This window comes from Olivibacter sitiensis DSM 17696 (assembly GCF_000427965.1).
In the GTDB taxonomy this organism is placed as follows: domain Bacteria; phylum Bacteroidota; class Bacteroidia; order Sphingobacteriales; family Sphingobacteriaceae; genus Olivibacter; species Olivibacter sitiensis.
On sequence record NZ_ATZA01000060.1, the window covers coordinates 1 to 20,924 of the forward strand.

Annotated in this window: 18 protein-coding genes and 1 tRNA gene; 18 read left to right on the forward strand and 1 reads right to left on the reverse strand. The window is 38.8% G+C overall.

From position 1 onward, the window contains the following. From A37S_RS25530 to A37S_RS27600, 18 genes are all read left to right on the forward strand, one after another. The coding region (locus tag A37S_RS25530; RefSeq protein WP_036603544.1) for an IS30 family transposase at positions 1-252 on the forward strand (252 nt) is incomplete at its 5' end. A 118-nt stretch (positions 253-370) separates the two neighbouring features. Beyond that, positions 371-444, forward strand: a tRNA-Pro gene (locus A37S_RS0120580). Between the two features lie 311 nt (positions 445-755). Next, positions 756-1,991, forward strand: a complete 1,236-nt coding sequence (locus A37S_RS0120585; protein WP_028298612.1) for a site-specific integrase — start codon at positions 756-758, stop codon at positions 1,989-1,991. Positions 1,992-2,108: 117 nt separating this feature from the next. Continuing rightward, positions 2,109-2,879 carry a hypothetical protein gene (locus tag A37S_RS0120590; RefSeq protein ID WP_028298613.1) on the forward strand — a complete coding sequence of 257 codons (771 nt, stop codon included), beginning with the start codon at positions 2,109-2,111 and terminating at the stop codon, positions 2,877-2,879. A gap of 214 nt (positions 2,880-3,093) precedes the next feature. Then, positions 3,094-3,372 (forward strand): helix-turn-helix domain-containing protein, encoded by a 279-nt coding sequence (locus A37S_RS0120595; protein ID WP_028298614.1) that lies wholly within the window; start codon positions 3,094-3,096, stop codon positions 3,370-3,372. Positions 3,373-3,579: 207 nt separating this feature from the next. Next, positions 3,580-3,960 (forward strand): plasmid mobilization protein, encoded by a 381-nt coding sequence (locus tag A37S_RS25535; protein WP_051293357.1) that lies wholly within the window; start codon positions 3,580-3,582, stop codon positions 3,958-3,960. Continuing rightward, positions 3,950-4,900, forward strand: a complete 951-nt coding sequence (locus A37S_RS0120605) for a relaxase/mobilization nuclease domain-containing protein (RefSeq protein ID WP_028298615.1) — start codon at positions 3,950-3,952, stop codon at positions 4,898-4,900. The genes A37S_RS25535 and A37S_RS0120605 overlap by 11 nt, the downstream gene beginning before the upstream one ends. Positions 4,901-4,912: 12 nt before the next feature. Next, entirely contained in the window at positions 4,913-5,500 is a 588-nt protein-coding gene (locus A37S_RS0120610; RefSeq protein ID WP_028298616.1) for a hypothetical protein, read from the forward strand. A gap of 269 nt (positions 5,501-5,769) precedes the next feature. After that, a complete protein-coding gene (locus tag A37S_RS0120615; RefSeq protein ID WP_028298617.1) occupies positions 5,770-5,991 on the forward strand; it encodes a helix-turn-helix domain-containing protein in 222 nt (73 codons plus the stop codon). Further along, positions 5,972-6,595: a BrxA family protein gene (locus A37S_RS0120620; protein ID WP_169719543.1), complete on the forward strand. Its 624-nt coding sequence runs from the start codon at positions 5,972-5,974 to the stop codon at positions 6,593-6,595. The genes A37S_RS0120615 and A37S_RS0120620 overlap by 20 nt, the downstream gene beginning before the upstream one ends. Then, the gene (locus A37S_RS0120625) at positions 6,592-6,861 is read left to right on the forward strand and encodes a hypothetical protein (protein WP_028298619.1); all 270 of its coding nucleotides are present in this window, start codon (positions 6,592-6,594) and stop codon (positions 6,859-6,861) included. The genes A37S_RS0120620 and A37S_RS0120625 overlap by 4 nt, the downstream gene beginning before the upstream one ends. A 36-nt stretch (positions 6,862-6,897) precedes the next feature. Continuing rightward, a complete protein-coding gene (locus A37S_RS28395) occupies positions 6,898-7,203 on the forward strand; it encodes a BREX protein BrxB domain-containing protein (protein WP_084163994.1) in 306 nt (101 codons plus the stop codon). Positions 7,204-7,226: 23 nt separating this feature from the next. After that, positions 7,227-10,736 (forward strand): BREX system P-loop protein BrxC, encoded by a 3,510-nt coding sequence (gene brxC, locus A37S_RS0120635; RefSeq protein ID WP_157278947.1) that lies wholly within the window; start codon positions 7,227-7,229, stop codon positions 10,734-10,736. Between the two features lie 2 nt (positions 10,737-10,738). After that, positions 10,739-14,281 (forward strand): BREX-1 system adenine-specific DNA-methyltransferase PglX, encoded by a 3,543-nt coding sequence (gene pglX, locus A37S_RS0120640; RefSeq protein ID WP_028298622.1) that lies wholly within the window; start codon positions 10,739-10,741, stop codon positions 14,279-14,281. An 18-nt stretch (positions 14,282-14,299) separates the two neighbouring features. After that, a complete protein-coding gene (locus A37S_RS0120645; RefSeq protein ID WP_028298623.1) occupies positions 14,300-15,763 on the forward strand; it encodes an AlbA family DNA-binding domain-containing protein in 1,464 nt (487 codons plus the stop codon). A 4-nt stretch (positions 15,764-15,767) separates the two neighbouring features. After that, positions 15,768-18,326 (forward strand): BREX-1 system phosphatase PglZ type A, encoded by a 2,559-nt coding sequence (gene pglZ / locus A37S_RS0120650; RefSeq protein ID WP_028298624.1) that lies wholly within the window; start codon positions 15,768-15,770, stop codon positions 18,324-18,326. A gap of 2 nt (positions 18,327-18,328) precedes the next feature. Next, positions 18,329-20,368 carry a BREX system Lon protease-like protein BrxL gene (gene brxL / locus A37S_RS0120655; RefSeq protein ID WP_211229833.1) on the forward strand — a complete coding sequence of 680 codons (2,040 nt, stop codon included), beginning with the start codon at positions 18,329-18,331 and terminating at the stop codon, positions 20,366-20,368. Positions 20,369-20,407: 39 nt separating this feature from the next. Next, complete coding sequence (locus A37S_RS27600) at positions 20,408-20,632, forward strand: hypothetical protein (protein ID WP_028298626.1); 225 nt, start codon at positions 20,408-20,410, stop codon at positions 20,630-20,632. A 7-nt stretch (positions 20,633-20,639) separates the two neighbouring features. On the opposite strand, the gene A37S_RS25545 is transcribed toward A37S_RS27600, so the two are convergent. Further along, the coding region (locus tag A37S_RS25545) for an integrase core domain-containing protein (RefSeq protein ID WP_036603548.1) at positions 20,640-20,924 on the reverse strand (285 nt) is incomplete at its 5' end.

Here is a 20,924-nt window from a genome sequence, read left to right on the forward strand (position 1 = left end):
GCAAAGAAACTGGAGGCCGATTTCTTCTTCGCCCACCCCTATTCCTCTTGGGAAAGGGGACTCAACGAATACACCAACAAGCTTATCAGGCAGTATATACCGAAAAAGCAGCCCTTTGAACAATTCAATGAACAGGATATCAGAAAGATACAGCACAAAATCAATGCAAGGCCAAGAAAAAAACTAGATTACCAAAACCCCAAGAGCATTTTTTATGCTACCTTAGACCAAAATGTTGCATTGGTGAGTTGAATCTACCTGATTTTGACTTCTTGAAAAAAAAATAGTTGAGAACAAAAAAAAACGTATATTTGCACTCCATTTGAGAGAGGCTCTGCCTTTTTCTTTAAAGATGGAAAGATACCATGATCGGGGTGTAGCGTAGCCCGGTATCGCGCCACATTTGGGATGTGGAGGTCGTAGGTTCGAATCCTGCCACCCCGACCGAGAAGCCTACAAAGGCGGCCAAAACCCCTATAATCGTATGATTAGAGGGGTTTTTCTTTTTTTCTTACCCCAATCTGTTCAAGTAAAACCAAAGAAAATGAGACCTATTCGGTTACCCATTTTCTATACCTAATTTTGGGTCACCGAAATAGGTTCAAATATCTAAAAATCAGCTTTTTGTGCTTGTTTGTTTTGATGCTTTTTGCGATCGTTTGATACGGGGTTTTTACTGATTGGTGACCCTTTTCATATCAAACCCAAGCGTGTAGCACCAAAACACGGATATGCAACCATTAAAGTAAGTTGATATGAAAACACAGAATTGCACATTCGGGGTAATTTTTTACCTCAAGAAGCAGAAAACGACAGCGCAGGGAAAAGCACCCATCTATGCAAGAGTAACGGTGAACGGCAAACGTACGGAAATATCCGTCAAACGTTCCATAGCCGTCTCGGGGTGGGATGCCAAAAAAGGATTGGCAAGGGGAAGCCGTGAGGAAACTGCGGAACTTAACCGATTTCTTGCCCGTTTCAAGGCAAAAATCATTGATGCCTACCAAGAGATGGTATTGTCTGGCTGTTTATTAGACGGGGCGGTAATCCGTGAACGGGTAACGGGGTCTGCACAGTCGGGGCGAACACTCGGCAGTCTTATTGAATACCATAACAAAGAGCAGGAAAGCAAACTTGCATACGGTACGATGAAGAACTATTATACCACACAAAGCTACATCAAACGCTTTCTGAAAGAGAAATACCGCCGTACAGATATAGCCATTTTGGAACTGAACTACTCGTTTATATCTGATTTTGAACATTACCTACGTAACTATAAACCGAAAGACCACCATAGACCATTGAACAATAACGGTATCATGAAACACATCGAGCGTCTCCGCAAGATGGTCAATATGGCGGTCACAATGGACTGGTTGGCAAAAGACCCCTTTGCCAAGTTTAGGAAACATTTTGACAAGGTAGAGCGCAAAAGCCTAACAAAACAGCAACTTGACAGGCTCGAAAAGAAGCGGTTTAGGGTCGAACGACTGCAACAGGTTTTGGATATGTTCCTGTTCAGTTGCTATACGGGGCTTGCATATATCGACCTTGCGGAACTTACGCCTGATAACATCATCACGGGAATAGACGGCGACCTATGGATATATACAAGCAGGGCAAAGACAGACACAAGTGTCCGCATTCCCTTATTGCCAAAGGCAAGGGAACTGATGGAAAAGTACCAAGATGACCCGAGGGCAATCAGCAACGGCACGGTGTTCCCCGTTATCTCCAATCAGCGGATGAACGGCTACCTAAAGGAAATAGCGGAGATATGCGAAATAAGCACAGACCTTACGTTCCATATCGCACGGCATACGTTTGCTACCACGGTCACATTGAGTAATGGCGTACCCATCGAATCCGTGAGCAAGATGCTCGGACATACGAGTATCCGCACCACACAGATTTATGCCAAAGTGGTCGAACACAAATTGAGCGAGGATATGCAGAATCTAAGGGAGCGCATGGCATGGGGAAGCTGAAAAGACCGCAAATTCCCCTAAACAGGTCAAATTCAGTATATTTGTTAGAGGTAGTACAAAGGTGCTACCTCTTTCTATTGATACAGGAAAGATATATCACCGTAAACAGATAGGCAAATGGAAGAGAGGAAATATTTTAAGACACGCCCCCGATTTGGGAAAGCACAGCATCCATTTGATATAGGTATGCCCTTCTTTTGGTGGAAAGGACATTATGACCTGCATTTTCTAAAAAGGCTTTATGAGCGCGCGCAGGATGAATTTGGCGCATACTATGACCACCATCTGCAATTCTTTTTGCAGGAGAACAAAGAAGCGACCGAAATCGAATTTTTCAGACACGTAAACGATATTGTCAGAGATGAACTTAACAAGCTCATAGCGGACGATAAACGGGAATCCAAATCAAAGCACAAAAGCATCGTACAGCAGAAAAAGATGCTAAGGGCATTCCTTGACCATCTCGCTTTGGTGGACCAATGGAACGTTAGCAGGACGAAAGACGAGATTATAGCGGAAAAGGAAAGCGAGATTAAGGAGTTAAAGGAGATCGTGGTGCAACTTACCAAAGACCTCAAAGAAGCCCGAAAACTCGAAACGGACGGCTACATCGATATCCCCAAAGGCTACGTTTTAACGGTAGTTGACCTTTTTGTAAAGCTACGGAAACAGGTGCTAAAGGATGGGCGTGACCTCGCCTTTGCCCAATTCGGTATAGTATGGATAAAGATGATATGCCAACATTTTAGAGAGGAGGGCAAACGTATCAGTTTTGGCAGGGTACAGCGGTATTTTCCCGCAGACCTCAAAGATTTGAAAGAAAGGTATGCCGAAATCCCGTCTAAAAATCAACTTTTCGACATCGTTCCTGCGAAAAAAAAGCGGTGATACCGATATACTTAAAAAATAAACCTACACCTAATCAATTTCTTAATATTCTGTAAACCAATACAGAAGCATGTCAAAAATGACCATTCGGAAAGCAATGGTCATGACCGTATTGCCCTATTCCATTTTTTTGTATCGAAAGCGGTCGGAAACGTATCATCTGTTTCCGTCGGCATGATAACAGATTTTTTAACGATAACAAAAAGGAGGAAAGATGAACGTAGAGCTTATCACGAGGGATGACCTCGAAAAATTCAAAAAGGAACTGTTCGAGGAAATCAGAAAGCATAGCCCCCACCCAAGAAAACACGAACACGAACAGAGGGCATGGCTCAAAAGCTACGAGGTGCGTAAGTTGCTCGGCATATCGGCAGGCACGTTGCAGAACCTACATGTGAACGGCACGTTGCCGTTCAAAAAAATCGGTGGACTGATGTACTACAAGTACGAGGACATCCAAAAGCTGATGGAGGGAGGTGAAGATGGGGAATAGAGCCTACAAAGAGCGGAAAGATTTTCGGAAAGACTACCGGAAAGACACGCTACCCGCAGTCAGTACTCCAAAGGTAAACCTTTGTCGCCCTGTAGGGAGCAAGTTTATTTTTTTGCGATGCAAAAAACCGTTCCCCCACGCTCTTCTGAGCGAGGAACGGCGGATGCTCCCGATGGTCGCAGTCCGTAAACTTGGGGAGGATGGACAATGAAAAAGCTGGCAAAAGAGAAAGAGACAGGTGGCAAAAAACGCAAACGTGGACGGCCGAAAAAAGTCATCACCCGAAGCGGTTCGCTGGTGGTTAGGATGACACCTACCGAGCGATTGGTTGTTGCTGGCAAGGCAAGAAACGCAGGTATGCGGATAAGCGATTGGTTTCGCAGGGCAGCAAAGGTTGCTGTGATAAAACCGAGGCTTTCAAAAGAGGAAACAGGATACCTGCGCACCCTATCTGGTATGGCCAACAACCTCAACCAATTGACCAAGTTGGCGCACACCAATGGGCTTGTGTCACTCATGGCGGATCTGCGTAGGGTATTGACCACGGTGGAAGCACTAATGGAAAGGATAGGCAGGGATGATAGCTAAGGTAATCACCGGTAAGAGTTTTGGCGGTTGTGTCCGATACCTATTGGAACGTGAGCAGTCCGCCGTGCTCGATTCATCGGGTGTACGGGATTACGACATCAAAGCCATCATTGCCGACCTCAACGCACAGCGTAAAATGCGCCCACAGCTCGGCAATGCCGTAGGACATACCGTCCTTAGCTGGAGCAACGAGGACAGGGAGAAACTGACCTTGGAGAAAATGGCAGCACACGCAAGGGAGTACATGCAGAAGATGGGCATCAGGAACACGCAGTACGTGACCGTGCTGCATACAGACCGCCAGCACCCACATTTGCATATCGTGTACAACCGTGTGGACAACGATGGCCAGACCATCGGCAACTTCAACCACTGGCACAAGAGCAGGAAGATATGCAGGGAGATGACCGAGCGTTACGGTTACCATCTCGGCAAGGGCAAGGAAAAGGTAAACAGGCAGGCACTACGTGGCAGCGACAGCTTGCGCTATGCCATATACGATGCCCTTAAATACGTCATGACAAAAGCCACGTCATGGAAACAGGTTGAAACCATGCTTGCAAGGCAGGGCATCGGCATCCATTACAAGTACCGAAGCGGAACGAATGAGGTGCAGGGCATTTCGTTTGAAAAGGATAGCGTTAAGTTCAAAGGCTCGGCTATTGACCGAAAATTCAGTTTTGCGGGCATGGAGAAACAGCTAAGCGAAAACCGAGCAATGGGAATAACGCAATCAACCACGGAAAGCCCTACACTTGCCGACCAGATAAGAGAGGTACTCGGACAACAGGAACAGCGGTCAGAGGCATACGAAACGGGATTGGGATTGCTCGGTGACCTGCTGAATATGCCCACCTCGATAGAGCCCGAACCCGACCCCATGTGGCGCAGGAAAAAAAAGAAACCGGAGCAAGAACAATCAAGAGGAATCAGAAGATAAAACATTAAAGAAATGAACGAACATGAATTACAGACCGCTGTTAAAGACCAACAGGAGATAATGGTACTAATGGACAAACGTGTGCAACAAATTGAAAAACAGCAATCCGAAACCAAGGACTATTCGGCAGAATTGGCAAGCATCAATGGAAAATTGGAGCATATCGTAAAAGATGAAACACCTGTCGGACTGAAAGCATCCATTCTAAAGCATGTCGAGGCAACCGGTCACCTTGTCACAGCGGTGGACGAACAAAAGAAAATAATAAGTGAAATGCCACAGAGAACTAAGATGACCGTGGAACATCGTATTACAGGGCGACAATTACCGTATATTATTACAGGTGTCGTATTGATACTTGTGTCGGTACTTTCTCTTTTCGCCAGCTTTCAGCTTTGGCGATCAAACTCCGCTCTGCACGACAGTGACATCAAAATCCGAATGGTGAGGTTGTTTTATCCGCAGGTGTCATTGGATATTGATTCTATCTACAATAGCAATCCCAAAAAGCTTAAACTATGGGTAATACAGGAAGAAGAAAGATTAATTGCTATTCGCAAGGCAGAGGAAAATGCAAAGCAATCCACCCACCAGGCCTAAAGGGCAAAGCAGGAGTTGAAAAGGTTGAAGGGGAATAAATAGGTGCATTTTATATCTGATATAGATAAGCCATATTTCTTTAATGATATTCTACCGAACGCTCTTCTTCTTAAGGCTGAGGTCAGTGTTTCTATCTTCCATCATCAATCCAATTTGATATGAAAATTTTCATGTTATATGGATTAGAATTTGTTTTTTATATCACATATAATGTGATATTTTTGCAAATCATTACTTTTACGATTAGCTTAAAGCAAAACTGTTTCAATATGAACCGAATAAAGGAAGTTCTGGAAGACAAAGGTATCAAGCAGACTTGGTTAGCCGAAAGGCTGGGCAAAAGTTTTAATATGGTTAATGCATATGCCCAAAACAGAAGACAACCCAGTATTGATGTGCTTTATCAAATTGCTGAATTGCTACAAGTAGAAGCTAAAGATTTATTAGTTACCAATGACAAAGCAGAGCGAGGTGATAAGAAAAACAATTAAATACAGTACAGGTTTTAGTGCTGGCGCTTTGTTATTCAAAGAGTCAGATGCAGTGATTTCACAGATTCAAAATCCTGAAGCATTTTTAGCTGGTGACGAGATCATTCCTTTTCATGTGATTCCTGTTAACTCGGAGTCTTCCCAAAAAAGACTATTTAGCGAAGTGAGTAAAAGATTAAAATCTTTAGACAATACAAAGTTTTTTTATCTCTTTCAACAAAGCACACAAGAAGATAAATTACTTATTCTTTTCTATGCAGCCTGTAAGGCATATCCGATCATTGCCGATTTTATGTTAACAGTTGTACTTCGAAAATGGTACAATATGGACAAAGAAATTTCAACTTTTGATTTTCAGTCCTTCTTGTATGAGCAAATGGGTAGTAATCCGGAATTAGAAAAGCTAACTCCTGCCACAATAAAAAAGCTTTCACACGTAGTTATGTTGATGTTAGCAGAACTTGGAATGCAAAAAGATCACATGATAACTAAGGTTGATTTTGATCAACAAATTTTGGAAGTAATAGTATCAAACGGAGATAACTGGTTTCTGGAAGCTCTGTTGTTAAATGAAAGTGAAAGATTAAAAATTTCAGCGAAATGATAAGTGTCGATAAAATATATGACCTGATGGCAGATAAAGGTTTTCAGGAGCCACGAACCGGGAATTTGTTTTTTCCTGCTTACATTTATACCTATCCCCCTCAGCAAGAATATGCCATTCGAGAACAGATAGATTTGCTTATTGAAAAGCTGAAACGTCCCAATCATTATTTAGATAGTTTAGCGATTAATATCTACCAAGAACTTCTTGATTATCTAAAAACGGAGATGTTTGCTGGAAAATCACTATTTGATCTTGTCATCTAGAAGGAACAAGAAGATCCTGCTGAAGCTTTAGCATGGATAAGAGACGAAGTAAATCATGGGGAATTTTATAAGAAATTTGAAGCAAAAGTAAAGGGGCATTTCAGTAAAGATCACGATAAAAAGGTCTATTTGATTTTATATGGATTTGGAAATGCTTTCCCTTATTTAAGAGCCTCAGAACTATTGAAAAGAACTGAAAAATTAATAAAGGAGTTTAAAGTCATCATTTTTTATCCCGGCGAATATACAGAATCGAGATACAGCCTTTTTGGAATACTAAACGATGATAATATGTATAGAGCCAACTATTTGAATAGACAGTTAGGCGAATTAATTGATTAAACCGGTATAACACCTAATAACAGATGAAAATTCAAGACTTATACGATAGAGACATTGCACGGCGAATTAACCCGGCTGTTGTAGTTAGTGAAATGGAAGAATATTTCATTAATCAAGAGATTGATGAATATGTATTTACGCCAGGCATCACCAAAAATATCTATAAATTTTTAGACGCCGTCACCAATAAAAAGGTCGGAAAAACCGGCGTATGGATCAGCGGCTATTATGGTAGTGGTAAATCTCACTTTATCAAATACTTGTTCTATTGTCTGAATGAAAAATACCGAGATAAAGCATTCCAAAATTTCAAAGACTCTGTCAAGAATATTGATCCTTTAGATGAGCCGAATATCAATTTAGTTACCGGTCTTCAAAAAAATCTAAATGATTTAGCGATTGCAGAAATCATCTTTAACATCGATGCCGTTTCGGATAATTATGGCGAGAAAGATCGCATCACTCGTGTGTTATTGAACCAGTTAAACGCTTTTAGAGGGTATAATGATACCAATATCGCTATGGCGCTCTATTTAGAAAAGCAGTTGGATAAAAAAGGTTGCTTTGAAGCATTTAAAGCAAAAATTAAGGCAGCCTTTAACGAAAACTGGGACGGAAATCAAATTCGCTTTTCCAGAATGTATCTAGAGAAGGTTATTCAAATAGCACAAGAATTTGATTCGGAATTAGATAAGGAATCTTTAAAAACAACGATTCTTGATCGAAACCAAGACTACACCATTGAATTTCTTATCGAAGAACTGAAAGATTTTCTTAGTACAAAGGAAGACAACTACCGTTTACTATTCTTAATTGACGAAGTATCGCAATATATTGGTTCCAATACTTCGTTGCTGCTGAATTTGCAAACTATCGTAGAAGAAATTGGTTCACAAATTGGACCTAAAGTCTGGATTGTCTGTACCGCTCAGCAAGATTTATCAAATCTAATCAGTAATACAGATAGTAAAACCGAGGATTTCGGAAAGATTCTAGGACGTTTCGAAACGATGATTTCCTTAGAAAGCCAAGATGTTGCTTTCATTACCAAAAAGCGGGTTTTGGATAAAAGTTCAGATGGAATAGGTTCGTTGAACGAATACTACAAAGCCAATAAAGGTGCCATTGAAAACCAATTCGTTTTCGATCACGACCTGTATGAGAATTATAATGATCGTGAAGATTTCACGCTTACCTATCCTTTCATCCCTTATCAATTTAGATTGATATCGGATGTGTTTGAATCCTTTAGCAATGTAGGCTATGTTGGCGAGGGTGTTAAAAATACCGAAAGAGCGATCCTTGGGATCACGCATTTCACAGCAAATCTATGTAAAGAAAAAAAAGTTGGATTTTTTGTGCCATTTGATTTGTTTTTCAATGAGCAATTGGAGAAAAATTTAACCCATCATGCACGAGGCATTTTAGATCGTGCGTATCATATAGACCAAGTTAAATCTGATGAATTTTCACGCAGAGTGGTCAATGCACTATTTATGATTTCCAATTTGGGAGAATCACAAAGCGTCAATTTTCCTGCAAACGTAGAGAACTTGACTTTGCTATTAATGGAATCTGTCGATACGGCAAAACTCGACATGCAAAATAAGGTGCAGAAGGTTTTGGAAGTACTGGTTTCAAAAAATATTATTCAAGTCTCTGAGGGGAAATACCGCTTTTTGAAAGAAGATGAAATTGAAGTCGCTCACCTGATCAAAAGTACACCTGTAACCAATGAAGACCGACTTAACTATATTTATGAGGATATCATTAAGAAAGTTATCAAGCCCAATGCGGTGGTTACCTTTGGAAGTAAGAACTTTCGTATTGCACTAAAGATAGATGATAAAGAATTGGGTTCAAAGGGTGACTTTAACCTCAAATTCTCCATTTTTGATACTGCCGAAATAGAAAATATAGCTTACAATACCCCTACAAATGATATGGTTGTGGGGATTAGCGGATGGCTCAATGCGGATAAAGATTTAAAAGATCAGATTTTAGAGTATGTGCGTACTCAAAAATACATTTGGGCGAATTCTTCTTCTTCAACAGGTACAAGAACCGAAACACTGAATAATTTCAGAAAGGCTAATGAAATTTTATTGAATGAGATCAAACTTCGTTTTGAGAAAAAATTCATGCAAACGGCCATTGTTTCAAAAAATCAGGTCGTTCAGGCAGATGAATTAAACGGAAATACGCCAGCTACCCGATTTGAAGAAATGGTTAAACGCCACATGGAGGAAGTTTACCGCAAACACCAATTGGGGAATGGTTATGCTTCTTCTAATGCCGAATTAATTAATAATGCAAAATCGACGCAAAAGCAAATTGATGCAGAACTGTCCGCAGCCGAAGAAGAACTCAATTCGAAAATAACGTTGATGGGCGAAGCTCATGTAGTTGGAGACATTATAAAAGAGTTTGACAAAGCGCCGTTTGGTTGGAAAGATATTACCACCCTTGATGTACTGCTACGCATTGCAAAAAAAGGCTTGAGACGTTTTGAATGGCGGAATGAAGAAATTGACTTTGTCGCTTTTGCAGACAAAGCATTGAATATTCGTGAGCGTGATGCTATTACCGTTCATAAGGAAAAGGTACATTCACAGGAAGAAACCAAAAACTTTATTTACGTGGTGAATAATGAGATATTCGCTGAAACACTCATTCCTTCCACCACGACCGAATTTAAAGAAGCGGTTGAAACCTTTAAGACGAAATTAAGCCCAAAACTTGTTGCATTGAACAAGTTAAAAGAGGAGTATGATGCCTATCCGTTTGGTTACCATTTGAAAAGCTTCCACCAAACATTAAGCGAAATTTACAATGAACGCAATAATGAACATTTGGTAGAACAAGTACTGGCGCAAAAAGAATTTTTAAAGAGTGCGCGGGACAGCTACATATATGTGGAAGAATTTATTCAGCACAATCTTAATAGCTACCAACAGATTGCCCAGTTTGCCGAAGCCAACAAAAATAATTTTGCTTCGCTTGACGAAACCTTAACGGTGCGTTCGCAAGAATTGACACAGTACTTAAAATCGGATCGTGAACCTTGGGACAAATTCCCACAGATGAAAAAGATTTTTAAGGAATTGAACGATGCCATAAAATCACGCTTAAACAATCTTAGAAAAGAGGTTATACGATTGTATGAAACGATTTTTGATGAAATCAAAGCCCGAAAAGAAGAACTACAGATTCATGAGGCTCACTTGACGACGAGTGCGGAGTATTATTTTCAAAAAATCAATAAAGAAGAACAGATTACGCAGTTAGAAATCTATGAGCTAAAAGCCAACGAGTTTAGGTCAGAAAACTTTAAAAAGCTAGAAGATTTTAAAGCGAAAGAAGAAGCAAAATCAAAAGGTAAAGAATATGTTTCAAGTGTAGACATTTCCATTGCGGCTGAAATGCCACCCACCACCATTGAGGATGAAGAGCAGTTGGATGAATACCTTAAAAAACTGAAAGCAAAGCTCATGGTGAAACTTTCTAAAAATCAAAAACTTTGGATTAGCTGATAATGGAAACAAATAAAATTAAATCCTTTGCGAAAGAAGCACGTCTATTCTTATTAGACGGTGTGTTGCAACGGCTAAAATATTGGGGCTTTAGTGCCACAGGGCACAACGACCAAGATTTGAAATCTACGCAAGGTGGTTATATCTTCCGAGGTCAGATTTATACAGATACAAGCGTTCCTGCTAAATGGAAAGCTTTAAAAGACCGGCTCAAAAATGAGGAAGCGGTAAAAGATATTATTGAAGAAGCTGCCTATACTTGGTTTAACCGCTTGATGGCGATTAAAATATTAGAAGAAAACGGATACTTAGAACCAACCTTAGCTTATGCCGAAGGCATCCGTACGCCTTTAATTGTGCAGCATGCAAAAAAAGGAAAGCATACATTAAAAAATAAAGGCGATCAAGATCTACTCCTAGAATATCTTAGAGAAGATAAAGAAGAACAAGCTTTTGGCTTGCTGATCACTGATCTGTGTAATCGCAACAAATTGCTGCACGATATTTTCGGTAGAATTGACGATTACACCGAAATCTTACTGCCGCAAAACATCTTGCAAAAAGACGGTTTGCTCGATCTCATTAACAGCAATGCGATTGCAAGCGCAGACTTTAAAGAAGTAGAATTGATTGGCTGGTTGTATCAATTTTATATCGCCGATAAAAAAGACGAGGTATTTGCCGGATTTAAGAAAAACAAAAAAGCAAGAGCCGAAGACATTCCAGCTGCCACACAAATTTTCACACCCAAGTGGATTGTGAAATACATGGTAGAAAATACCGTGGGCAAAATTTATTTAGATTACGAACCGACTTCTTCTTTAAAGGAAGAGATGAAATATTTGGTTCAACATGAAGGCGATCAAGAAAGTGAAGCTATTATTTCCGATATTACCGAGTTAACTCTTATCGATCCAGCTTCGGGTAGTGGGCATATATTGATAACTGGCTTTGAGTTATTGTTTACAATGTACCGTGAGGAAGGTTATACTTCCAAGCAAGCGGTAGCTCGTATATTGAAAGACAATCTTTTTGGATTGGATATTGACGATCGTGCCATGCAATTGGCTCGCTTTGCGGTGCTATTAAAAGCAGCGCAGTTTGATGCGGATATTTTAAACCGTGGCATCATTCCGCATATATATAGCTTTCCCGAAGAAAAACATTTCACCAGTGAAGAGTTACAGCTGTTTTTAGGACATGAGGGGCAACAGTTTACTGCCGAATTAAAAGAAGCTTTACAGCTATTAAACCAAGGTAAAAATATTGGTTCTGCCCTAAAAATAGAATTAAACCAAGATGCTGTAAGCTATATTAAAAAACAACACGCCGCTTGGTCAAAAAAGTATGGGAACGCAGGTTTAGATATCCAACAAGAGAGTATCTGGAACCGATTACTTCCATTTTTGGACGTACTATTGGTTCTTACCAGAAAATATACAGCCGTAGTTGCTAATCCGCCGTATATGACATCTAATAATTTTAATACTGACTTAATAACATACTCGCAACTTAGCTATCCAAATTCGAAGAGTGACTTAATGTCAATATTTATTGATGTTAGCTACAACCTATTATTGGAGAATGGACTTCAAGGTCTAATAACGTTGCATTCCTGGCTGTTTATAGATGATTTTAAACTATTTAGACAAGATTTGTTGAATCGACAACAAATTTGTTCATTAATACACCTCGGAAGAGGTGTTTTTGGATCTGACTTTGGCTCTACTTCTTTTGTACTAAGAAAGAACAATGGCAATCCAAATAAGGAGGGAATATATTTTAAACTATTCGATTTAGGTAAAATATCTTTAGTGTCAAATTTAGTTGAGTTGGAAAAAAGGTTTTTAACGAACTTTAGAAAAACCGTCCAAAAACAAAGTGATTTCTTGAAAATCCCCAAAAGCACTATTTCACCAGGTTTAAAAAATGAAATAATTGAACTTTTTTCAAAGTTTACTATTTCTGAAATAGCGAAATTTAAGAGAGGAATTGGTACAAGTGATAATGATAGATTTATACGTTACTGGGCAGAGGTATGTTCTCATAGAAGCTCATTATATGGTAAAAGTGTAGACGCGAAATGGTATCCTTATAATAAAGGCGGCGAGTTTAGAAAATGGTATGGTAATCATGATCACTTTATTAATTGGGAAAATGATGGTTATGAAATTCGCAATTTTAAAAATTCAAAAGGAAAACTTAAATCAAGACCACAAAATATTGATTTAAACTTTTTACCAAATATAAGTTATACATCATTAACAATTAGTACAACATCAGTTAGATATTATCCATCTGGCTTTATAAATGATCAAGCAGGTAATTTTTTGGTATCGGAAGAGAAAGTTTTATTCAACCTAATTGCTTACTTAAACACCAAGGTTGCGAGCTTTATTATGGAAGCTAAAAATCCGACTATAAATATTCTTGTAGACGATTTAAATTCTCTGCCTTATAATATGATTGAAAATGCAACCATATTAAATAAAGTTAAAGAATGTATTTACATCTCCAAAAAAGATTGGAATTCCCGAGAAACCTCTTGGGATTTTGAAAAAAGCCCATTGTTAAACAGCAGTTCTTCTTTAACTCAAGCTTATAAAGTTTGGGAAGAAAATGTATCACAAGATTTTTTCCAGTTGCATGCCAATGAAGAAGAACTCAACCGTATTTTTATAGACATCTATGGTTTGCAAGAAGAGCTAACACCCGAAGTAGCCTTAAAAGATATTACCATTCTTCAAGAAGAATTGGATAGAAAGGCATTAGAAGTTTTGGAGGCTACTTTCCGCAATCATGGAAAAGATACCGTTAGCTTACCTATAGATAAGGCAGAAGTCATCAGTCAGTTCATTTCTTATGCCGTAGGCGTGTTTTTAGGGCGTTATCGCTTAGATAAACCGGGCTTGAACATTGCACATCCCAACCCAAGTGAAGAGGAAGTAGCACATTATACATTCAACGGTCAAGTTATGGAGATCGATGAGGATGGTATTCTTCCTTTAATGGGCGAAGATTGTGTTTTCCCTGATGATATTTTGGTGCGTACCAAAGCACTCATTCATACCATTTGGGGAGAAGAAAGCTTAACCGAAAACATCAATTTTATCCATGACGCATTGGGTATGGACTTGCACAAATGGTTGGTAGAAAAGTTTTGGAGCTACCATACCGGTATGTATAAAAAGAAACCCATTTATTGGCTTTTTAGCAGCAATGTAAATAAACCACAAAATGCGGCATTTAAGGTGCTGATATATATGCACCGTATGGATAAATATACTGTGCAAAAAATACAGCGGAATTATCTATATCCGCACCAAGAGCATATTAAGCGTGAAATTGAGAAGCTTAGCGAAAATGAAAGTAATTTGAGCAAACAAGAAATGAAACGAATGGAACAATTACGCAATTGGGAAATAGAATGTCGAGATTATAATGAGGTATTGAAAGGGTTGGCAAACCAACAAATTGAATTTGATTTGGATGATGGTGTAAGTGTAAACTATGCAAAGTTTGCTGTTGCCGTCGCTAAAATATAACCGAATAAAGAGATTAAAATGCTTACTCCAGAAGATATAAAAACGATCGTAAACAGCGGTGAAGGCTACAATGCCGAATTTAAAGTCCGTTTCCCCAGCAAGTTAAAGGAACTGACCGAAGAAGTATGTGCTTTTGCCAATGCTGCTGGGGGCATTTTATTGGTGGGCGTGGATGACGATAACCATATTAGAGGGGTAACAATTGATAATGCGAAGCGTTCTGCTATTCAAAATTCACTGAATGAGATCAACCCACATCTGCCTACTACTTTCTATAAAGTTATGGTAGATGAAAAGGAAATTTGGGTAATCGAGGTGAGTTCCGGTACACAAAAACCATATATGTTATCGGGTGCTATCTATGTAAGACAAGGTCCCAATACGCAGAAAATAACTTCTGTGGAAGGCATGCGGGCATTTTTTCAGCAAAGTGATCGCATTTACTTTGACGAAGGCTTGTGTCCGGACTTTGATATTGCGAACGATTTGGATACTGCCTATTTTGAAGAATTCAGAGCAGCTTCGAAATTATCTGGTGCGGTTAAAGCCAAGCAAATCATTGCGAATTTAAAGCTTACCAATACGAAAGGTGTCTTTAAAAATGGTGGCGTTTTGTTCTTTGCTAAAGCACCGGAAGCTTTTTTTGAAAAAGCAGTTATTCGTTGTGTAGCTTTTAAAGGGATCACCAAAACACAGATTATTGATGATAAAGTGTATGGTGGTCCGTTAATGCACCAGTATGAGCAGGCGATGCACTGGTTAAATAGCAAGCTGGATGTGCGTTACGTGATTGAAGGTTCGGGGCCAAGGCAAGAATTATGGGAAATTCCCGAAATTGCCTTTAAGGAAGCGCTTATCAACGCTTTGGCGCATCGGGATTATTATGATAAGGGTGCAAGAATAACGATTGAACTTTTTGATGATCGTGTAGAAGTATCCAATCCGGGCGGATTGGTTGGTGCCATTGATCCGGCAGAGTTTGGTTTTAAAAGCCACAGCCGAAATCCGCTTATTTTTGGATTGTTCGAACGTATCCAGATGGTAGAGCAGATTGGCTCGGGTATTTCAAGAATTCGGGACGCTATGGAAAAGGCTAGTTTACCTAGCCCTATATTTAAAACAGAAGGCATGTTTACCCTTGTTTTAAAAAGACCAAACCATCCGAAACAAGGTAGTGCTACAGAAAACACTAGGGTAGAAAATGAAAACACTAGGGTGGAAAACGAAGATACTAGGGTAGAAAAAATAAATCTTAGGGTAGAAAATGAAAACACTAGGGTAGAAACTAAGCCTACAAGAGATAAAATTATTGAACTCATTAAAGAGGATAAGACCATTACAACACCCGAGTTAGCCGATAAATTGGGTATTACAGTGAAAGGTGTGGAATATCATCTGGATCGTTTAAAGAAAGATAACATTATTCGACATGTTGGTCCCACAAAGGCCGGTGCATGGGAAATTCTTAAAGAAGTAGAATAGATAGATGATCGTAGATAAAATTAAACATATCCTAAGCCAAGATAAGCGTCAAAAATTAGTTTTTTATTTTGATGCGGATGGATCTTTTCAAGAAGAATTAAAAGATATCGAAGCGGCAGGAATTGATGTGATTACCGTAAATCAAAATTACTTTGATCTGAAGTACAAACTTGAAATGGAATGGAATACCAAAGCGTTATTTCTGTATCATCCGTTTTCAAAACCCAACGATCAAGAAATTAAAAAATATCCATTACTGGATTTATTAATGGCAAACCATGAATTGCGGTTAGATGATGCTTCTGAGTTTATGTCAGCATATCATTTAGCCGAATATCAATTGCCTTTGGTAAAACGTTACATTAAGCAATTAAAAACCAAAACGAATCAAAAGAAGTTGGCTCGTATTCTGGATCCAGCTCAGTTTAATGAAACAAATCTTAAGCGGGGTTTAATTTCGATTTCACTGGATTTTAGTTCGGTCGTGGATAAAAATAGCTGTATGGCAAAGTTGCTTACGATAGCAACGGACGATAAAGCCTTTGTCAAAACACTAAAAGTATTGAGTGATTTGGACTTGGATCAGGAGATATTAAATTGGTTCAATTTCTTACTCGCTACCAACTATCAGAATTTAACCAAAGAAACGATAACCGAATTAGCACGCAAGCTAAAGTATAACCTCCTTACTGTTTACGTGGATAAACCGCTTAAAGTAGATAGTTATAGTAAACTCAAGTTGCAACGATCGGCTGATATTAATCGCGTTCAATCGTTCTTTCAAGATTGGGAAAACCAGCCAACATTAAAAGAACAAATAGCATTGGTGTTTGAAACGTTAGCGGCAGACATCCAAACGAATAATATCATCACTTGGTATAGTAGCGAACAGGAATTTGGTTATTATTCTGAAAATATGCTCTCCAGTATGATCGGGGAGCTTTATAAAACAGCACTCGAAAATCCGGTCAAAACAAAAGACGAATGTGTCAAATGGTTGCGAAACGACCAGTTGTCAGCAGATCAGCACGAACAAATCAAATTTATTTACCATACCACCGGAATGTATGCGGTTTTGGCTGGATATAAAACATTCACGTTCAATAGGCCAGAAGATTTTGTATCGGAGTATACCGCTGAATTACATTTGGTAGATTACAACTATCGTAAAGCTTTGACGGCTTTTGATCAGGTAAGAGATCGTTTATATGAATTTGAGGATCCGGCAACCGATTTATTTCATCAATTAAATCAAAAATACGACCGTTTCCTGATTGAGGTAAATGTAGAATGGCAGCAGGCATTGAATGAACAAAAATTCAACTTCCACAAGCTGAATGTCGATAAGCAGTTCGATTTTTACAACAAAAACCTGAAAGACTTTGACTATAAAATAGTGGTCATCGTTTCGGATGCCTTGCGGTATGAATTGGGCTATGAATTGTACAATGATTTATTGGCAGATAGTAAGAATGAATTGACGATTGAACCTTGTTTAGCATCGATTCCTTCTTATACAAATTTGGGCATGTCCAATTTGCTGCCAAATGCCGGAATTACTGTGCAGAAAGGCGAAAGTGATTTAGAGTTTAAGATTGGTGATAAGTCAACAGTCGGCACCAATAGAAAAGCAATTCTAAAAGCCCAAAATCCGGAAAGTACGACGATCGACTTCTCAAAGGTGATGAAATTCGACCATAGCACGGGACGAGAATTTTTTAAGAATAATAAAATCGTATATGTCTACCACGATTGGATAGACGCTGTTGGCGATAAGAAGCGAACAGAAGATCAAACGTTCGAAGCAAGTTCGAAAGCTGTTGAAGATATTAAGCGTTTAATTAAAAAGCTTTATGGCTGGAATGTATACCACATACTGGTGACATCTGACCACGGTTTTTTATTCAATTATAACGAACTAAAAGAAAGCAGCCGTGAAGCCTTGCCAAAAACAAAGGGTTATAGTAGAGATCATGTAAGATTTGTTGTTGCCGATGAATTTGAAGGCAAAGTGGATGGTTATCAAATGAATTTGCGCGATACAACCAATATAGAAACCGACCTTAAAGTGGCGGTTCCGAGAGCGATAAATCGTTATCGCAAACAAGGGAACGTTGGTGTTCAATTTGTTCACGGTGGAGCAAGTTTACAAGAATTGCTCACGCCGGTTATAAAATTCTATAAACACAAGAAGGAAATAAATCAACTGGTAACATTCAAACGAATAGATCAAACGGATAAAATAACTTCGGGAAGTCTTAAAATAACATTAATACAAGACCAACCAGTTTCCAACGAATACAAAAGTTCTGAATTAATTTTTGGTATTTATGCTGATTCGGGAGAACTATTGACCAATGAGGCAGAATTACATTTGAATTCTACCTCCGCTAATCCAAAAGAGCGTTTGTTTGAAGTTATTTTGTCGCTAAATTCTCAAGGTTCAAAAGCGAATTTTGGGTATTTAAAAGCTTTTGAGAAAAAGGATAAAACACGTTTAAATCCGTTAGGACTTAACGATTTAATCAAGATCAGCTCGCTGATGGAAAAAGATGAATTTTGATTATGGAACTGAAAGATAAAATTATACAGCATTTTGAAGGCAAGGTCGTTCGTAAAGACTTAACCAAGTTGGTGAAAGGCAATGCCGTTGTTCCTACCTATGTTTTAGAATATTTGTTAGGTCAACACTGCGCATCATCCGATGATGAAATTGTACAACAAGGTGTTGAGAAAGTAAAAGATATTATCAAGAAACACTTTGTGCATCGTGATGAAGCGGAAAGCGTGAAACATGATATCTTATCAAAAGGAAGTCATCGGATTATTGATAAAGTATCCGCAAAATTAAACGATAAAAAAGGGGTATACGAAGCTGAATTTTCTAATTTGGGTTTGAAGCGTGTATTGATCAGCAATGATGTAATTGCAACGCATAAAAAACTTCTTACTTCTGGGGTTTGGTGCATTATCAATATGGCTTATTTGAATGGTGATGACAGTGCAAATTCGCCTTGGATTATTGAAGGTATAAAACCTATTCAGATCTCGCATATTGACCTAGACGAGTTTAAAAAACTCAGACAGGAATTTTCGAAAGATGAATGGATTGATCTGCTATTGCAAAGCATTGGCTTGAACCCAGAGCAATTTACTTTTAGAAGTAAGCTTTTGCAATTAACAAGGATGGTTTCCTTTTGCGAAAACAACTTTAATTTAATAGAATTGGGTCCGAAAGGAACCGGAAAAAGTCATATATATTCCGAATTATCTCCACATGGTATGCTAATTTCCGGTGGAGAGGTAACGCAAGCCAAATTGTTTGTCAATAACAGCAATGGACAGATTGGACTTGTGGGTTATTGGGATAATGTTGCTTTCGATGAATTTGCCGGAATATCGAAACGAGTGGACAAAAACTTGGTCGATACAATGAAAAATTACATGGCAAATAAATCGTTTTCGCGGGGTAGCACGCCTTATGGAGCAACAGCATCCTTTTCTTTTGTAGGCAATACGATGCATTCGCTTTCGTATATGATGAAGCATGCCGATTTATTTGAAGCACTTCCAAAAGCATATTACGACACCGCTTTTTTAGACAGGATCCATTGTTATTTGCCTGGTTGGGAAGTTCAAAAATTACGCAACGAATTATTTACCGATAGTTATGGATTTATAGTCGATTTTTTGGCTGAGGTGCTCAAAGATCTTCGCAAAGACGATTATTCTCATCTGTGTTCGAAGTATTTTGACCTGTCGGAATCCATTACCACCAGAGATAGAACGGGGGTGCTAAAAACATTCTCGGGTTTATGTAAAATCATCTATCCGCATGGAGAATGTTCTCAGGAAGAAGCAAGAGAAATATTAAATTTTGCATTGGAAGGACGCAGACGGGTAAAGAACCAACTGGTTCAAATGGATGATACTTTCAATGAAGTTGACTTTTCGTATACACTAAAGGACGAGCACGATATTACTACAGTTTTAACCTTTGAAGAAAAACAGTATCCATCACTAGTCAAAAATCAGCATGCGGTACAGCATACAGTTGCCGAAGAAATTCCGCTAACCGTTACTGAAAGTATCGAAAAGAAAAAACCTGCGTTGGTTTCGGGAAAACATATTGTGGTTGCTGAAAATCAAAAAGGGATAAGTTATGATAAATTATTTGCGTCCTATTTAGAGGGGGCTTCAAGAATTACCATTTTAGATCCTTATGTCCGCCATTTTTATCAGGCTAAAAACGTCATGGAGTTTATACAAATGCTGCTGAGCATCAAGCCTGTTGGTGAAGATATTGACGTTAAACTCGTAACAAAATACGATGACTTTAATGAAGCTGAAAGTACCGAGCGATTTAATTTATTGAAGGATAGTCTTGAAGGTTCAGGAGTTAATTTTGAATTTGAGTATGATCAATCGCAAAGCTTTCATGCAAGAAGCATAGAAACAGATACAGGTTGGAAGATTTTACTTGATCGTGGATTAGATATTTTTCAAGCTTATGATTTCAAGAATCCCTTCAATTTAGCAAACAGTATTCAAGAAGAACGGTTTTGTAAAGGTTTCGAAGTGACTTATTTAAAGGATGTTGATTAAGAATAATAGTGGCTCATAATATGTGTAAACACTAAAAATATGTATGATAACCCAATTAAGTTTTGGAAAAACTTTCGTCTAGGTACTGAATTGCAAATTTCAGGAGGTTTGATCTACAATGGGCTATGTTCTTTTGACCAGATAGAATATTTCTATTATGAACACGAAGTGTTTGAGTTTCTTTATAGTCTTTCAATAGGACTAGAGCGTCTCGAAAAGATTGTTGTTATATTGACGGAGCATGATGAAGAAATGGATCTGTAATCTTCCCTTAGCTAGCTACATTCAAAACTAAAGAATTCCAATCAGAATTGCTATTGCTATCCTGTTGGAATGTGGGAAACTCGGAGAGTTTTCCATATTTCAACAGGAACTCTGTCGGCGCCAACTGCCCCAGCGATGAATGTGGCCTTTCGTTATTATACATCCACGCCCATGCTTCTGCGAATTTTCTTATCTCCGGGAGGCTGTCAAACATGTAGCTGTCCAGCACATCCTGCCTGAAAGTCCTGTTAAAACGTTCTATCAAACTGTTCTGTGTAGGCTTTCCAGGCTG

Bases quoted from the DNA above. Each gene is read 5' to 3' on its own strand.
- A37S_RS0120585 (WP_028298612.1), top strand. From the start codon at position 756: ATGAAAACACAGAATTGCACATTCGGGGTAATTTTTTACCTCAAGAAG.
- A37S_RS0120590 (WP_028298613.1), top strand. From the start codon at position 2,109: ATGGAAGAGAGGAAATATTTTAAGACACGCCCCCGATTTGGGAAAGCA.
- A37S_RS0120595 (WP_028298614.1), top strand. From the start codon at position 3,094: ATGAACGTAGAGCTTATCACGAGGGATGACCTCGAAAAATTCAAAAAG.
- A37S_RS25535 (WP_051293357.1), top strand. From the start codon at position 3,580: ATGAAAAAGCTGGCAAAAGAGAAAGAGACAGGTGGCAAAAAACGCAAA.
- A37S_RS0120605 (WP_028298615.1), top strand. From the start codon at position 3,950: ATGATAGCTAAGGTAATCACCGGTAAGAGTTTTGGCGGTTGTGTCCGA.
- A37S_RS0120610 (WP_028298616.1), top strand. From the start codon at position 4,913: ATGAACGAACATGAATTACAGACCGCTGTTAAAGACCAACAGGAGATA.
- A37S_RS0120615 (WP_028298617.1), top strand. From the start codon at position 5,770: ATGAACCGAATAAAGGAAGTTCTGGAAGACAAAGGTATCAAGCAGACT.
- A37S_RS0120625 (WP_028298619.1), top strand. From the start codon at position 6,592: ATGATAAGTGTCGATAAAATATATGACCTGATGGCAGATAAAGGTTTT.
- brxC (WP_157278947.1), top strand. From the start codon at position 7,227: ATGAAAATTCAAGACTTATACGATAGAGACATTGCACGGCGAATTAAC.
- pglX (WP_028298622.1), top strand. From the start codon at position 10,739: ATGGAAACAAATAAAATTAAATCCTTTGCGAAAGAAGCACGTCTATTC.
- A37S_RS0120645 (WP_028298623.1), top strand. From the start codon at position 14,300: ATGCTTACTCCAGAAGATATAAAAACGATCGTAAACAGCGGTGAAGGC.
- pglZ (WP_028298624.1), top strand. From the start codon at position 15,768: ATGATCGTAGATAAAATTAAACATATCCTAAGCCAAGATAAGCGTCAA.
- brxL (WP_211229833.1), top strand. From the start codon at position 18,329: ATGGAACTGAAAGATAAAATTATACAGCATTTTGAAGGCAAGGTCGTT.
- A37S_RS27600 (WP_028298626.1), top strand. From the start codon at position 20,408: ATGTATGATAACCCAATTAAGTTTTGGAAAAACTTTCGTCTAGGTACT.